We start from the raw sequence: 15,778 nt of genomic DNA, 5'->3' as shown, positions 1-15,778 counted from the left end.
GTTGAATTGATTGCAGCCCATTTTGTAAGTTAGAGATAGCTGTCAGTGGGAATTAATTCTCTTCCAGCCAGCCTTTTCCCTGTCGGACGATTTCCAGTTCGTTGTCCGTACATTTCACTACCGTTGAAGGTTCTATACCTCCGATACCGCCGTCGATGACCAGGTCGACGATGTCACCGAACTTTTCATCTATAAGTTCGGGATCTGTCATATATTCCAAGTCCTCATGTTCTTCGTGGGGCAGTGTGGTGGTCATAATGGGAGCGTCCAGCAGGCGTGCGATTTCACGGATGATGTTATTGTCCGGCATACGGATACCCACTTCTTTCCGGTTGCGGAAGATTTTGGGTAACCGGTTGGTTCCGTTTAAAATAAAGGTAAATGGCCCCGGAAGATTATGCTTCATCAGTTTGAATACATTATTGTTTACTTTCGCATATTCGCTGATACTGCTTAAATCATAACAGATGATAGACAGATTGTTTTTTCGAGGGTCTATTTCTTTAATCCGGCATATCCGTTCTATTGCACGTTCCTTCAGACCATGACAGCCGATGGCGTACATCGTATCGGTAGGATAGATGATAAGTCCGCCATCATTCAGGATATCGATGATTCGTTGCAAATCCTGCGGATTGTTATTTTTGTCATATAACTTCAGAAGCATAACTTATCCTCCTTCACTCTTATTTGAGTTTCTTTTTTAAGAAATCCAGTGCCTTTTCCGCAGCTTTCTCTGTAACTTTTTGTTTGATTGAGTCTTTATTGGCGGTAGCGGCAGAGTCCAGTCCGAGTTTCTGCCCGAGTTTGCTGATTGCTTCATCCGCTACGGCTTCGACAGCTTGGTTGGCCATGCTTTTGGTATCTACGCTGACTTTCGGAGAGGTGAACGAACCTCCGATTTTCAAGTCAAGAGTCATTAACTTAGAGATATTGCCTACGGATGCGGGCAGTTTCACTTTACCGGAATAGTCGATGGTTTGATCGAGTCCTGTGCTGCCGGAAAGATTCAACGTATAGTCTCCCATTTTTATATCAAATGGTTTGGTTTCTACACGTCCGTCTTTGATGGTGAAATCCAATGTCATGTCTTTCACTTTCATGTCTTTCAGACTTGGTTGTTTCACGGCATCGGCTATCTGGTCGATTGCTTTTACTCCGCTTAAACTAAGGTCGCGCGTGGAAAGGCTACCGTCACCTTGCATTGTATTCAGTACGGGGCTCATGGCTGCATCCAAATCTGTCAGGACATTGATGCTTCCGGAGAAATTACCTTTCAGGTTTTCGAAGATAGGAGCCATTTTCTGCACCATATCCAGCTCTTTGTAAGCTTGCGCAAAACCGATATCGGTGAGCTTGAATCCGGCTTTCATTTCCGGCTTCTTTACGTTGGCGGTGGAGTAATAGCCGTTCATCACGACATTACCACCCATGGTGTTCATGGAAAGGTTTTTCATATCCACTTTGCCATCTTTTACAACAAGTTTACCATTCATATTATTGAACGACATCTTGTCGAATAACACCTGTTTCAGGTTGGCGTCCATTTGGAAGTCGATGTTGCGGGGAACCTCAACAATGCCTGTGGTAGCTGTAGCTACGGAGTTGGCGGACGCAGCTTCTGATGGGGAGGCTTCATCGGTAGAAGCGGTTATGAAGTCGTTCAGATTGAAGTAGTTGGAACGAATATTCAGATTTCCTTTCAATGTAGTTCCTTTCAATGCATAACCGATATAGTTTTCAAACTTGCTGTCGGCTGTGATATCGTTCTTTCCGATGTTGACGGTTGTTTCACTCAATTGGAGGTATTTCGGGGTGAAGGTGAAGAGTGACTTTTTGATTTCTACGTCCGGCATATCCTTCATCTTGAGTTTCATGTCCGTCAGTCTGATAGTACCTGAAGCTTGTATACGCTCGTATTCTTCTTTTTCGATAGATGAGAGGCGTCCCGACATTTGCATATCAGCATCGATAGTACCGTTCAGTTCCATGTCTCCAAGCGGGTAGACTTGTTTGATCATGCCTAAGTTGAGTACTCCTTTCGCTTCTGCTTTAAAATCAGGATCGCTGACCGGTGTTTTTACATTGGCGGTCAAGCTGAACGGATTTCCGGCAAGGCGGAAACTGAACGGATTGATGTTGACTGTAGTCTGGTCAATATTTCCTCCGGGATTCTGGACGTTGGCACTGATGTTGATTTGATCTACTCCTGCCGGTAGAGCCGGATAGCGGAACATGGCATTCTTGACCTGCATGTCAATATTGAATGCGGGAACGGTATCTCCTTGCAGGATACCTTTGGCCGTTGCGGTAAGTGTTGCAGTTCCGTCTGTTTTCAGACTGGAGAATTCTGTGGCGTAAATGGCGGGAATCAATGACAAAATTTCCTTGAAGCCTATATCATTCGTGTTAAGTTTCAAGTCCATGTCAATAGCTGGGTCTTTCAAAGCTACCCAGCCGTCGATACCTGCTTGAATGGCGTTGAGGCGGATGGTGTTGTCTTTTAATGTGTATTTGTTGTTGACAAGGTCGGCATCTACGTCCATTTTAGCGGAGATATTGGCATTTGCCAGGAAAGGGATTCCATTCATCTTGTAGGTGAGTGATTTAGTTTCCGCTTCCAGTTTCAGAGTGGTATGTTCGCTTCCTAAGTCTCCGGCGCAGATAGCGTTGAAGTCGCGGATATCAGCATACATTTTACCTTGTTGGTCGTCATAAATCAGATTCATGTTTTTGATAACAAAGCGTTGCAGTTTCACTTTGAAGGGAGAAGATGTTTCTTCTTCTGTAACAGACGTTTCTGCTGTTGCAGCTGTATCCGGTTTCATGATATCCCAGTTGGCACGTCCGTCCGGTAAGACAATAGCATGTAACCGTGTGTCTTCAATAAATATTTTAGAAATATCGTAACCGCTATCTCCGAAAAGAGAGAATAAGTTGACTGCGGCGGTAACTTCTCCGGCTTGTACAAGAGTGTCATTGGCAAATTCACCTGTACCCTTCAGCCAGAAATCCTCGAGAGTGACAGAAGCCTGTGGAAAATTGCGGAACAGACTAATGTTAAGGTTCTTAAAGTCAAATTGTGCGTTAAGCATCTTGTTGCCTTCTGTTTTTACAATGTCGGCTATCTTTCCTTGGAAGGCGAAAGGAAGAAGGAACATCAAAATGATAATTACTCCTACGGTGATAGCTGCGATTTTCAAACCTTTTTTCATTTGCTTCTATTTTAAGAGTTTGATATATTACAAAGAACAAAACTAATAAAAGTTTTTGATATAGAGGGAGAAAGAAGTTATTTTTAGGGAAACTGTATCTAATTTAATTTCATATGGTGCAGTTTTGATTCTTTTCACCACAGAAAGGAATTAAAACAGATATAAGTTGTTTTATTGATTTCCGTACTGAAATGAAAATTGACATATTGATTACCTGGGCTATTTTTTCTTTCTAAGTTCTTCCGCAATTCTCCATTGCAGGGCGGCTTCTCCTTCTTTGCCGGCTTTTAACAGGGCGTCTCCGAAAAGTTCGTGTGCGCCGGCGTGTTCGGGTTTCAGGCTGGTGGCTTTGTCCAGGTCGGCGATGGCGCCTTCTGTGTTTTCTGTTTTTAGTCGGAGCTTTCCACGGTTATAGACTGCTTTAAAGTTTGCAGGATGGAGGTTGACAGCGGTGTTGAAACAGTTTTCAGCGTCGAAGTACTCTTTGTTGTTGAAGAGTGTGATTCCTTTTCTTATCCAGGCATCTATGTAGTTGGGATCGAGGCTAAGGGCTTTGTCGTAGTTGGCGAGGGCGGCACGTATGTCGTGGGCTTGGGTGACACATTCGTTTCCCATTAACAGATATTCGTGGGCGTATTGTCGTATACGTTCCTGTTGTTCGCGCATCTGTTCTTTGAGTTTTTTGTTTTGTTCTTTCAGTGTATTGATGATGCCGAGTTTGCGGCGGATCAAACGGCGGGGAACAGGTTTCTCAATATCGTAGCGGGAATGGATGGCACGGAAAAACTGTTCCAGACATTCTTCCATATCCCCTTTGTCGAAGGCGCGTGAGGCTGCGACATATTGCACATCGGCCTGTGCTTGTTTCAGGGCTTTGTCGATGGCTTGGCGGTTGTTGAAACGTCCGGCAAAGTTGACGATTTCGGGGCGGACGAAGACATCGGCACGGTTAACAGGCTTTTTGAGCTGGATGCCATCCAGTGAGGTACAACGGCTAAGTGCTACGTATGCTTGTCCTCCGGCAAATACACCACCTGTGAAGTCGATGACTACACGGCTGAAGGTCAGTCCCTGACTTTTATGAACAGTGATGGCCCATGCTAACCGGATAGGGTATTGAGTGAAGCTGCCTAACACTTCTTCTTCTATTTCTTTTGTTTTTTCGTTGTAGTGGTAGCGGATATTTCGCCATGATTCCAGTTTTACGTCACATTCTTTTCCATCGTCGGTGATGACGTAGATAGTTTCTTCTTCCTCATCAACTCCGGCAATGACACCAATCGTACCGTTTACCCACCTGCGGTCAAAATCGTTTTTGATAAAGATGATTTGCGCACCGGGTTTTAACACAAGCTCTTGTGAAGTGGGCAGACTGCTTTCCGGAAAATCTCCTTCGATAACTCCTTCAAAAGTAATGGGATCTCCGGGGAGTTCTGCTAATTTCTTTTCATTAATGGCGTCGACCGTATCTCTTCGGGTAGCGAGTGTGATGTACATATCCGCTTCAGATTCTTCAATCTGGCTTCCGTAGCGGGTGTTGAGTAGTTGCAAATCTGCAGCTCCGGCAGTATTGGTGCGGATATGGTCGAGGACGCTGACAAATACAGGGTCCGTCTGTCGATATACTTTTTGAAGTTCGATAGAGACCAGGTCTATTTGTCCGAACACTCTGGCAGAAAAAAAGTAAGGAGTGGGATAGAAGCGGTTCAAAATTTCCCGCTCATCGTTCTTCACGACGGGTTCCAGTTGGAAGACGTCACCCACCAATAAGAGTTGTTTTCCACCGAATGGTTCGCGAAGATTATGTGAATAAACTCGTAAGATACGGTCGATGGCATCAATGATGTCTGCGCGTACCATGGAGATTTCGTCGATAATGACCAGTTCTATTTGTTCCAGCAACTTACGATGTGGCTTGGTGTATTTGAAGAACTCGTGAATACGGCCACGTTGGAGACTTAAATTAGGATCATCCGGCAATAACGGATAGAAAGGTAGTTTGAAGAAACTGTGCATGGTACTTCCACCGGCATTGATTGCGGCAATTCCGGTCGGTGCAAGTACAACATGCTTCTTCTTGGTATGCTCGCAGACATAACGCAGGAATGTAGATTTCCCCGTACCAGCTTTTCCGGTCAGAAAGACAGATTGACGGGTATATTGAATCAGATTCAGTGCATCTTGAAATGCTGTGTTATCAGTATCTACGCTCATTTAGCACGTTGACGTATTTGCAAATTATTAAATGATTCCGAAATGTTTCATTGCCTTACTTATTCCGTCCTCGTCAATGGGAGCCGTGACATAATTGGCGGCAGCTTTCACGTCTTCTTTAGCTTGCCCCATGGCCACCCCGATGGCTGCGTGGCGAAGCATGCTGATGTCATTTCCTCCGTCTCCGAATGCCATCGTTTCTTCTAGTTTAATATCGAAGTAACGGATTATTTCATCAATTCCTTTCTGTTTGGTATCTCCTTTTGCCGTAACGTCTGCAAAGGCAGGATACCAGCGTCCTATCTCGCAGGTAGGGATGGACGGGCGGATTTCTTTTTCTTCTTCCTCCGTGATAAAAGGAGTCATCTGTATAATTTCCTTATTTGTTGCTTCTTCAAAAGATACAGTAGGGATCACATTCACATGCAGAAAATCGTAGAATATCTTTTTCACCATATCATCAGGTTGGCAGACAGAGATATGATGTTCTTCTACGAAAATGCAGGGAACACCTTTCTTCTCGCAAAAAGCTGCCATTGCTTTCACTTCTTCCTGTGGTATGGCACTTTTATAAATAACCTGTTCACCGACAAAACAATAGGCTCCGTTCATGGTTATATATCCATCGATAAGGTTCCGGTCCTGCAATTCGGAAAGGTTGTTGATAATGGCTTTCGGGCGTCCGGTAGCGATAAATATCTTTAGCCCTTTTGCGCGGGCAGCTTCCAGCGCCTCGATGGTAGAAGACGGTATACGGTGAGTTTCAAAACTGACCAGTGTTCCGTCTATATCAAAAAATAAAGCTTTCGTCATAAATTCCTTTTTGAATTGAGCACAAATGTACTACTTTTGTCTCACATAACATAAAAACATTATGCTGTATGAACTATAATTTTGATGAAATAATAAACCGTAACGGTACAGATTCTGTAAAATGGGATGCTGTGGAAAGTCGTTGGGGACGCAATGACTTGATTCCAATGTGGGTAGCTGATATGGATTTCCGTACGGCTCCTTTTGTAATAGAGGCTTTAAGAAAGCGCCTTGAACATGAAGTGCTCGGATATACTTTTGCTTGCAAGGAATGGTCGGAGTCTATTGTTAATTGGCTAAAGGAGCGTCATGGCTGGACGATCCGCGAAGAGATGCTGACTTTCACTCCCGGTATTGTCCGCGGATTGGCTTTTGTTATTCATTGTTTTACGCAAAAAGGTGATAAAGTAATGGTCATGCCTCCTGTTTATCATCCTTTCTTTTTGGTAACGCAGAAGAATGAGCGTGAAGTAGTATACAGCCCATTGGTACTGAAAGATGGACAGTATCATATTGACTTTGACCGTTTTCGCCGGGATGTACAAGGATGCAAACTGCTGATTTTGAGTAATCCCCATAACCCGGGTGGACGCGTATGGACAAAAGAGGAACTTTCTCTAATAGCTGATATCTGTTACGAAAGCGGTACTTTGGTGATCTCTGACGAGATTCATGCCGACTTGACCTTACTTCCTTATAAACATCCTACTTTTGCTTTAATTTCGGAAAAAGCACGAATGAATTCACTTGTCTTTATGTCTCCGAGCAAAGCATTCAATATGCCGGGGTTGGCCAGTTCTTATGCAATTATTGAAAATGACGAACTTCGTCATCGTTTCCAAAAGTATATGGAAGCAAGTGAATTCAGTGAAGGACATCTGTTTGCTTATCTTAGTGTAGCGGCAGCTTACAGTCATGGAACAGAATGGCTGGATCAAGTGGTAGCCTATATTAAAGGAAATGTGGACTTTACAGAAACATATTTGAAAGAACATATTCCTGCCATTAAAATGATTCGTCCGCAAGCCTCTTATCTTATTTTCCTGGATTGTCGTGAGTTGGGACTCAATCAGAAAGAATTGAGCCGGCTTTTCGTAGAAGATGCTCATCTTGCATTAAATGACGGAACAACATTTGGCAAGGAGGGGGAAGGCTTTATGCGATTGAACATCGCTTGTCCGCGTGCCGTGTTGGAACAAGCATTGAAACAATTGGAACAAGCAGTAAACAATAGATAGATTTATTTATTTATTTATTCTCAACTGTACTTATCCCTATGAGAAAAAATACTCATACCTATGAGAATATATTTCCATTGGTATGAGAATCTTTTCTCATAGGGATGAGAATAATCTCTTGTCTGCATGGAATGAAACAGCGTTTATAATCACTTGTCTACTAGCTTGTAACTACCTGAAAAGGTTGATTACTTTGAAATTTGTACGGAAAATATGTAATATTAGACTTTATCAGCCGAGATGAGGCGTTTTATCTCTTCTGCAGTCTCCGTGATGTATTGAGGCGCAAATTCTTCCAGTTCTGTGCGTGGTCGAAATCCCCATGTCACTCCGCAAGCGGTTACACCGGCATTGGCTGCTGTTTGCATGTCTACACCGGAATCGCCTACATAAAGAACATCTTCTTTTCGTACATTGGCAAGTTTTAATATATCAAGAACGACTGTCGGGTCGGGCTTGACATTCACTCCTTCCCGCTGCCCGAAAACAGCAGTAAAGCGGATTTCCGGGAAATAATGAGCAACGAGTTTCTCGGTAGCAGCCTGATATTTGTTGGAAGCTACGGCAATCTGAATACCTGCGGATTGCAGATACGACAATAACGCTGAAATACCCGGATAGGGACAACTATCGTCTGCATTGTGAATATCATAATAAGGAATAAACTCGTTGCGAACGCGGAGCACATTTTCTTCCGTCTTTTCCCCTTCGGGTAATGCACGTTCAAAGAGTTTGTTGATGCCGTTTCCTACCATGAAATTATACTTTTCTATCTCGTGTGTAGGATAGCCTAATTTATTTAAAGCGTAATTTGTACTGTGGGCAAGGTCGGCGATGGTATTCAGCAATGTTCCATCCAAGTCAAATATAATTAGTTTCTTCATTCTTACTGTATCTTATTGTTCTCCTTTAATCTCTTTTACCGATACAAAAATAGGTAAAAAAGATAAGATAGAGAAATCCTTATCCTGTATGCTGGATTTTTAACTTTCTCTATCTTCTTGACTGTTGTTTATCCTGAAGAGATGGTTCCGGCAGTTAATTTACTCCTCCGCCGAGAGCATGATACAGGTGTATGACGCCTTGTATCTTGCTGATTTGGTCTTGTGCCAGTGTTAGTCGGGCATTGAGCAACGACTGCTGGGCTGTGAGCACCTCTAGGTAATTGGCAGAAGTGTAACGTACCAATAGCTGTGTCTTTTCCGTGGCGGCTTTGAGGTCGGTTATCTGTTGAAGATCAAGGCGAATACGTTTATCGGAAGTCTGCCATTCGGTAAGGGCGTCGTTTACCTCGTTCCCTGCATTCAGCAGAGATTGTTCAAAACGCAGGCAGGCTTCTTCCTGTCGGGCACGGGCTATTTTCAGGTTGGCGATGTTCGTTCCTTTATTAAATAGCGGGGCAGTGAGCTGGGCGATGACATTGGAAAGCCATTTTCCTGGATTGAGAATGGTGCCGCCACCATTGTTTGTCCAGCCGAGTGTGCCGGAGAGTGTAAGGTTCGGATAGAAGGCGGAACGGGCGGCGTTGGTGGCATAGAAGGCTTCGGACAAGGCCGCTTCTGCCTGTCGTACATCAGGGCGGTTGGATAATAGTTGGAGAGGCAGACCGAGGAAGATATTGTCGGAGAACTCTTGTTCATTCAGTATGCCACGTTCGATGGTGTGAGCAGGTTCTTTCAGTAAGGCAGAGAGGCTGTTTTCTGTTTCGCTGATGTTTCTGCCGATTGAGAGTATCTGAGCATCAAGTGCTGTGCGGTTGGCTCGAGCTTGATGTATTGCCACATCATTAGTTCGTCCGGCTTTTGATAATGCTTCTAGGGTGGCAATCGTTTCATCCCAGTTTGCCAGAGTTTGTTCGGATATAGCAAGCTGGGTATCGAGCATCAACAGTGTGTAGTAGCTTTCGGCGATGGTTGCTACCAATTGCGTCTGCACAGCTTGTGCATAAATGCAACTTTGTTCGAGTGCTGCGATTGCTCCACGTTTGGCGTTGGTTACTTTCCCGAAAATATCTACTTCCCATGTAGCAGCGATTCCTAAGTTATATGTTTTTTTTGTTTCACCGTTGTAACGACTGACGCCGGCTTGCGGTGTCAGACTGACGGAGGGCAGATATGACAGGCGGGCATTCGTTAATATGGCTTGCGATTCCTCTATTTGCAGGCGGGCAATGTTCAAATCAGTGTTTCGTTTAAGCCCGGTGGTTATCAGAGTTTGCAGATGCGGGTCAGTGAAAAGTTCGCGCCAGAGTTTTGTTGCCATCGTAGTACTGTCTGCCGATTGTACCGGCATCTGGTAGAGGCTGTCTGTATTTATGTCTGTTTCCGGGCGGGAGTACCGGTTGTATATGCCGCATCCGCTCAACAAGTAGGAGGCAGCGAGAAGCATTCCTATATAATATTTTCTTTTCATGTCTCAATTCTTACAATTATTTATCAATTGCATAATCTGATGGTAATTATAATTCTTTACGTCCGGGGAGGAAACGTTCCTGTATGTATTGGCAAAGGATGAACAGTGAGGGTACGACAAAAAGTAGTGCTACTGTGCCCAGTAGCATACCACCTACGGTTCCCACACCTACCGAAATGTTACCGTTGGCCCCCACACCTTGTGCGAACATCAGCGGCAGCATACCGAAGACCATTGTCAATGAGGTCATCAGGATGGGACGCAGACGGGCTTTGGCGGCAGACATAGCGGCGGTGGTGATGCTCATGCCCTGATGGCGGCGGTCGGAAGCATACTCTGTGAGCAGGATGGCTGTTTTGGAGAGCAGACCAATGAGCATAATCAGTCCTGTCTGCATATAGATGTTGTTTTCCAGTCCCCATAGTTTGGCAAAGAGGAAACTTCCCATCAGGCCAAAGGGAACGGAGAGAATAACGGCAAACGGAATGAGCAGGCTTTCGTAGAGTGCACAAAGAATGAGGTAGATAAAGACGATGCAGACGATGAACACCAGTGTCGTTGTGTTGCCTGTTGCTGCCTCCTCGCGTGTCATGCCGCCGAACTCGTAGCCATAGCCTTCGGGCAGGGAAGTACGGGCTACCTCTTCAATCGCTTTGATAGCCTGGCCCGAACTGTAACCGTCGGCAGGAGCACCGTAAACGGTAATGGCGGAGAAAAGGTTGAAACGTGAAAGACTTTCCGACCCATATACTCGTGTGAGTGTGAGATACTGTGTGACGGGGGACATTTCGCCGTTGGCATTACGTACATAGATATTGTTCAGTGCTTCGGTGTCCAAGCGGTATTCGGGTGAAGCTTGCACCATCACACGGTATAGTTTCGTAAATCGGTTCAAGTTGGACGAATAGCTGCCTCCTATATAGCCTGAAAGCGTGCTAAGCACATCAGTCGGCGATATACCGTTGCGTTTACACAGGGCGGCATCCACTTCTACTATGAACTGTGGGTACTTCGTGTCGAACGTTGTGTAGGCACGTGATATTTCAGGTCGACGGTTCATTGCATCGATAAAAGCACGTGTGTATGTCAACAAATCTTCCATGCTACTCCCTTTTTTGTCTTGCACATATAGTTCAAAACCATCGCTCATGCCATAGCCCGAAATCATAGGACTGGTGGAGACGCGGATCTGTGCTGCCTTGATAGCATCGGTACGGTGGTATATTTCTTTCATGACGGAGTTTACGTCATCGCCTTCTTTCGTGCGTTCGCTCCAGTTCTTCAAGCGGATGGTGAATGAACCGGCAGAGGCGGATTGGTTATGGCGAGCATCTTTCCCTGTGACGCGTGAGTATATTTTGATTTGAGGAATATCATGTATGGCTGCTTCAATTTCGTCCATGATACGCTCCGTTTCTTCCAGATTGCTGCCGGGGGCGGTTTGAACGTTCACGTTGATAGTGCCCATATCCTCTTGAGGCACAAGTCCCGTTTTAGTGGTATGCATTAGCACGACCAGTGCCACGCATGCCACCATGATGCTGCCTACGGCAATACCTTTGTGACGGAATAGAAAAGAAACACCTCTCATATATTTTTGTTGCACATGGCGGAATGAGCGGTCGAAGGCGTAATGGAAACGGTTGGAGAAACCAAGCTTTCCGTCGTTCTCCATGCTTACACGCGGACGCATAATCAGGGCGCAGAGGGCTGGACTGAGCGTCATGGCATTGAGTAGCGAGATCGCAACAGCGACCGCCATTGTCAATCCGAATTGTGTGTAGAATACTCCTGTCGTCCCACCCATGAAACTTACGGGGATGAATACTGCCATAAAGACAATGGTCGTGGTTATCAGTGCTGAAGTTAGTCCGCTCATGGCATCCACTGTGGCGTGGTAGGCAGTGGTGTAACCTTCGTCAAACCGTGCCTGTACGGCTTCCACTACAACGATGCTATCGTCTACTACTGTACCTATAACTAACACGAGGGCAAAAAGTGTCAGCAGGTTCAGGCTGAATCCTACAACATAGATAAAAGCGAATGTTCCTACCAGTGATACAATGATGGCGAGTGAGGGAATGAGGGTTGCCCGCAAATCGTGCAGGAAGAGATAGACCACCAGCACTACCAGAACAATGGCGACAAATAGTGTTTCCACTACATTGGCGATAGAGGCATCGAGAAAGTCCTTTGTGCTCGTAATGTCGGTCAGTATCATGCCTTTGGGCAAGGAGGCGGAGATGTCCGCGGTTACATCGTCAATTTCCTTGATGATTTCATTGGCATTTGAACCGGAGGTCTGTGCCATCATGCAGTTAGCTCCCGGATGTCCGCTTGTCTGGCTGAGCATGGCATAGTTCTCCGCGCCGAGTTCGATACGTGCCACGTCTTTCAGGCGTAGTACTTCGCCGTTAGGCAGAGAACGAATGACCATATTCTCGTAGTCTGTCTCGTCCTCATAGCGTCCCCTGTATTTCAGTACATACTGGAACGTGTTTGCCGACTCTGAACCGAGCGTGCCCGTAGGCGACTCCACGTTTTGCTCGCCCAGCACTGTTGCGATGTCCGAGGGCATCAGACCGTATTGGGCCATTTGTAACGGATCAAGCCAGATGCGCAACGAGTAGCTGGCTCCCCAGATATTCACGTCACCTACACCGGCGATACGAGACAGGCGCGGTTCGATATTGATTTTCATGTAGTTTGTCAGGAAGTTGGCATCGTAGCTATCGTCCGGTGAGTAGAGCGACAAGGCTTTCAGCGAGTTGCTCTGACGTTTGCGTACGGTGATACCTGACTTTGTGACTTCTGCCGGAAGTAATCCTTGTGCTGATGCTACCCGGTTTTGTACGTTCACTACTGACATGTCGGGGTCAGTACCCTGGCGAAAATAGACACTGATGGAAGCTGAGCCGGTATTGGTGGCGGTGGAAGTCATGTACATCATATTCTCCACACCGTTCAATTGTTCTTCAAGTGGTGTGATTACACTCTTCATCACTGTTTCAGCATTGGCTCCGGTATAGGTGGCGGAGACACGCACTGTGGGTGGTGCAATGTCGGGAAACTGCTCTACCGGCAACTGACTCAGTCCGATAAGTCCAACGATGATGATAGCTACGGAAATGACACCCGAAAGTATCGGGCGGTCGATGAAAGTCTTGACGGTCATGATTTACTCCTTTCCGTTTTGGGGATTGACAATTGCGCCTTCACGTACTAGGCCGGCACCTTCGGCAATGATCACGTCTCCTTGCTGCAAGCCTGTTTCCACTACATACTCTATGCCGTTGTTCAGCCGGAAGACAGTAATGGGGGTGGCCTGTGCCTTACCGTCGACAACTTTGTAGACAAAGATGCGGTTCTGTAATTCATAGGTGGCTCCCTGTGGAATGACGATGCAATTCTCCCTTATGTTCGGTAGGATGACCGTTCCACTGCCACCGTCGCGAAGCAGGTTTTTTCCGTTCGGAAAATCGGCACGGAGTGTTACAGCTCCAGTTCCACTGCTGACTATGCCACTTACGGCACTGATGCGCCCTTTCTCTGCATACATCTTGCCACTAGCCATGCGTAATTCTACTTCAGGCATTTGCTTGATGAATTTGTCGAGTGAACCATACTCTTCTATTAGAGCAATTACTTGACTCTCGGTGAGCGAGAAATAAGCATACATTTGGCTGTTATCCGAAACTGTGACGAGGGGTTCGGCGATGTTGCTGTTCACCAATGCTCCTATACGATAAGCAATCATACCTGTCACACCGTTTACGGGGCTTTTCACCTCTGTATAAGAAAGGTTGTTGCGAGCGTTTACCTCTTGCGCACGTACCTGAGCGAGTGTGGCTTCGGCGGCAGCAAGATCGTTGCGGGCGGTGCTGAGGTCGTAATCTTGTACTACGTTCTTTTCGCGTAATACTTTTGTGCTTTCCATGTTCAATTGAGCGGTAGCAAGCCGTGCTTCGGCACTTTTCACGTTGGCTTCTGCTTCTGCCAGTGCTGCACGATAAGGCACTTGGTCGATGATGAACAGTACTTGTCCACGATGTACGTTTTCACCTTCACTAATGCAGATGTGTGTGATGAGTCCGTTCACTTGCGGGCGTATCTCTACTACTTGTTGTCCGGCAAGTGTAGCGGTGTATTCAGACAGCAGTGTCCGGTCTTCTCGTTTTACAGTCATAGTTTTGTAGTTCGCACTCTCTTGTGTAGCCGGTGATTGGTGGCAGGCGCACAGTGTCAGCCCCACAAACAGGGCTGGAAGCATTCTCTTTTTCATATTCTCTGATATATCCGTTTCTTATTTGGGTTTCTATATGTCAGACACAAAAGTAAGGAAACAGAGTGGGCTGTGCTGTATATAAATAAGGATGTGGGGGTAAACGGTGAAAATGTGGGGACGAATGGCTTGATTTCGGGGGCAGACATCTTCCTGCAGAGTCCTCTTTCTGCAGAAAAAGGTGTATCTTTGCATAAGATAAGTTGCGCCTTGGCAATTTGAAGTAAGTTTCGTTGCGTTTGGTTCACATTATCTTTGTGTCATTCAATCAATGAGATTAATGTAAATGTTATGATTATGGAGAAAAAAGCAATTATTACTGTAGTGCTGGCCGTATTTTTCGGTCTGGTACAAGCACAGAACAACTTTGTAAATCCTGAACACGTGGAGTCTGTGACGGCTATTAGCCGGGTATTGGGTGACGGACGTAAGGTGGCAACCGTTATATTGGAATATGATGTACCTATCAGTAACAAGAGTCTTACTACAGACAGTTATCGGGTAGAGGGAAAAGAGGTAACGCGTATCTATGCCAATACTGTACCAGAAAGAGCGGAGGTAGGTGTGAACGGTCGCTATGTAATTATCGAAGTGAAAGTTGAAGTAGATCTCAACGCACAGCCCAAACAACCTACAGAAGCAGATATGGAGAAGAAAAAAGAGCGTGACCGGATGCAGGGTGGTCCCGGACTACGTGCCGGATGGAGTACAGGTGGCGATGATGAATATCCGGGCAATGCCGTGGTAGTACAAACCAGGAATATCAAAACCGTCCAAGGAAAGATTTATAAGGCAAGTGAAACGCCTATAGAAAGTACTGTGGAGAAATGTCTCGTGGCAGATGATTTCAAACAGGAAGAATTTGTCAGTCCTTATACTGGTCAGGTGTTACCTTATAATATATATATCCCCGAAGATTATAATCCTGAAGAGAAATATCCGCTGGTGCTATTCATTCACGATGCCGGTGTGGCAAGTGGTCCTGTCACACAGACGCTTTACCAGGGGAATGGTGCCACATCGTGGGCAGAGCCGGAGGCACAGGCACGCCACAAGTGTATTGTCGTGGCTCCCGAATATCCTTTCATCACGGTAGATGATAACTGGAATTACAGCCACCACCTTGATGCTACTATCGCTTTGCTGAAAGATCTTCAAACGCGTTATTCCATCGACTCTACCCGTATCTATACCAGTGGGCAGTCTATGGGCTGTATGTCTTCTATCGTGATGATGCTGAAGGAACCTGACCTTTTTGCCGGAGCATTACTTGTGGCGGGCAAGTGGAACCCGGAGTTGATGGGGCCACTCGACAAGCAGAACATTTGGATTATCTCCTGTGAAGGTGACCATTCATCCAATACGCTGCAAGGCCAGGCTGTTGAGTTGTGGCGTAATCAAGGCAACACTGTTTCAGAAGCCACGTGGGATATGACACTTCCTGTCGAACAACTTTCCGAGGAGGCAAATAAGATGCGTGCCGAGGGGAATCATTTGCTGTTTACCCACCTCACAGGTGGAAATCACCGGGCTACGTGGTTTGTTTCTTATGGTATTGAGGGCGTACAGGACTGGCTGTTTGAGCAGCATAAATAAAATTTTCA

The 15,778-nt window shown here is 45.8% G+C and carries 11 protein-coding genes; 2 read left to right on the top strand and 9 right to left on the bottom strand.

Annotation, left to right across the window (positions count from 1 at the left end; all coding sequences use genetic code 11):
* Positions 1 to 52: 52 nt before the first annotated feature.
* The 4 genes from I2I04_RS11055 to I2I04_RS11040 all read right to left on the bottom strand — a co-directional run bounded on the left by I2I04_RS11055 (position 53) and on the right by I2I04_RS11040 (position 6,242).
* Complete coding sequence (locus I2I04_RS11055) at positions 53 to 667, bottom strand: L-threonylcarbamoyladenylate synthase (RefSeq protein ID WP_143257998.1); 615 nt, start codon at positions 665 to 667, stop codon at positions 53 to 55.
* 19 nt (positions 668 to 686) lie between these two features.
* Positions 687 to 3,215 carry an AsmA-like C-terminal region-containing protein gene (locus tag I2I04_RS11050; RefSeq protein ID WP_195655024.1) on the bottom strand — a complete coding sequence of 843 codons (2,529 nt, stop codon included), beginning with the start codon at positions 3,213 to 3,215 and terminating at the stop codon, positions 687 to 689.
* 219 nt (positions 3,216 to 3,434) lie between these two features.
* Positions 3,435 to 5,429 carry a tetratricopeptide repeat protein gene (locus tag I2I04_RS11045; protein ID WP_143258000.1) on the bottom strand — a complete coding sequence of 665 codons (1,995 nt, stop codon included), beginning with the start codon at positions 5,427 to 5,429 and terminating at the stop codon, positions 3,435 to 3,437.
* Between the two features lie 27 nt (positions 5,430 to 5,456).
* On the bottom strand, positions 5,457 to 6,242 hold the full coding sequence (locus I2I04_RS11040; protein ID WP_195655023.1) for a Cof-type HAD-IIB family hydrolase: 786 nt from the start codon (positions 6,240 to 6,242) through the stop codon (positions 5,457 to 5,459).
* Positions 6,243 to 6,310: 68 nt separating this feature from the next.
* On the opposite strand from I2I04_RS11040, the gene I2I04_RS11035 reads away from it, so the two are divergent.
* Complete coding sequence (locus I2I04_RS11035) at positions 6,311 to 7,480, top strand: MalY/PatB family protein (RefSeq protein WP_195655022.1); 1,170 nt, start codon at positions 6,311 to 6,313, stop codon at positions 7,478 to 7,480.
* Positions 7,481 to 7,701: 221 nt separating this feature from the next.
* Here I2I04_RS11035 and I2I04_RS11030 read toward each other — a convergent pair whose 3' ends face one another.
* From I2I04_RS11030 to I2I04_RS23655, 5 genes are all read right to left on the bottom strand, one after another.
* Positions 7,702 to 8,364: an HAD family hydrolase gene (locus I2I04_RS11030; protein WP_143258037.1), complete on the bottom strand. Its 663-nt coding sequence runs from the start codon at positions 8,362 to 8,364 to the stop codon at positions 7,702 to 7,704.
* A gap of 154 nt (positions 8,365 to 8,518) precedes the next feature.
* On the bottom strand, positions 8,519 to 9,892 hold the full coding sequence (locus I2I04_RS11025) for an efflux transporter outer membrane subunit (RefSeq protein WP_195655021.1): 1,374 nt from the start codon (positions 9,890 to 9,892) through the stop codon (positions 8,519 to 8,521).
* A 46-nt stretch (positions 9,893 to 9,938) separates the two neighbouring features.
* On the bottom strand, positions 9,939 to 13,067 hold the full coding sequence (locus I2I04_RS11020) for an efflux RND transporter permease subunit (protein ID WP_195655020.1): 3,129 nt from the start codon (positions 13,065 to 13,067) through the stop codon (positions 9,939 to 9,941).
* A gap of 3 nt (positions 13,068 to 13,070) precedes the next feature.
* Positions 13,071 to 14,078, bottom strand: coding sequence for an efflux RND transporter periplasmic adaptor subunit (locus I2I04_RS11015; protein WP_223225837.1), 1,008 nt, complete (start codon positions 14,076 to 14,078; stop codon positions 13,071 to 13,073).
* Positions 14,041 to 14,130, bottom strand: coding sequence for a hypothetical protein (locus I2I04_RS23655; RefSeq protein ID WP_370511893.1), 90 nt, complete (start codon positions 14,128 to 14,130; stop codon positions 14,041 to 14,043). The genes I2I04_RS11015 and I2I04_RS23655 overlap by 38 nt, the downstream gene beginning before the upstream one ends.
* Positions 14,131 to 14,471: 341 nt before the next feature.
* Between I2I04_RS23655 and I2I04_RS11010 the strand changes: the two genes are divergently transcribed.
* Positions 14,472 to 15,770, top strand: coding sequence for an alpha/beta hydrolase-fold protein (locus I2I04_RS11010; RefSeq protein WP_195655019.1), 1,299 nt, complete (start codon positions 14,472 to 14,474; stop codon positions 15,768 to 15,770).
* The last annotated feature ends 8 nt before the right edge of the window (positions 15,771 to 15,778 follow it).

This window comes from Bacteroides sp. 1001136B_160425_E2, assembly GCF_015559655.1.
Lineage (GTDB): Bacteria > Bacteroidota > Bacteroidia > Bacteroidales > Bacteroidaceae > Bacteroides > Bacteroides luhongzhouii.
Note: the sequence above shows the minus strand (reverse complement) of the source record. Positions and strands in the feature narration are given on the sequence as shown.

What these genes read in the sequence shown, in the direction of transcription:
- I2I04_RS11055 (WP_143257998.1), bottom strand. Translation starts at nt 667, where the DNA reads ATGCTTCTGAAGTTATATGACAAAAATAACAATCCGCAGGATTTGCAA.
- I2I04_RS11050 (WP_195655024.1), bottom strand. Translation starts at nt 3,215, where the DNA reads ATGAAAAAAGGTTTGAAAATCGCAGCTATCACCGTAGGAGTAATTATC.
- I2I04_RS11045 (WP_143258000.1), bottom strand. Translation starts at nt 5,429, where the DNA reads ATGAGCGTAGATACTGATAACACAGCATTTCAAGATGCACTGAATCTG.
- I2I04_RS11040 (WP_195655023.1), bottom strand. Translation starts at nt 6,242, where the DNA reads ATGACGAAAGCTTTATTTTTTGATATAGACGGAACACTGGTCAGTTTT.
- I2I04_RS11035 (WP_195655022.1), top strand. Translation starts at nt 6,311, where the DNA reads ATGAACTATAATTTTGATGAAATAATAAACCGTAACGGTACAGATTCT.
- I2I04_RS11030 (WP_143258037.1), bottom strand. Translation starts at nt 8,364, where the DNA reads ATGAAGAAACTAATTATATTTGACTTGGATGGAACATTGCTGAATACC.
- I2I04_RS11025 (WP_195655021.1), bottom strand. Translation starts at nt 9,892, where the DNA reads ATGAAAAGAAAATATTATATAGGAATGCTTCTCGCTGCCTCCTACTTG.
- I2I04_RS11020 (WP_195655020.1), bottom strand. Translation starts at nt 13,067, where the DNA reads ATGACCGTCAAGACTTTCATCGACCGCCCGATACTTTCGGGTGTCATT.
- I2I04_RS11015 (WP_223225837.1), bottom strand. Translation starts at nt 14,078, where the DNA reads ATGACTGTAAAACGAGAAGACCGGACACTGCTGTCTGAATACACCGCT.
- I2I04_RS11010 (WP_195655019.1), top strand. Translation starts at nt 14,472, where the DNA reads ATGGAGAAAAAAGCAATTATTACTGTAGTGCTGGCCGTATTTTTCGGT.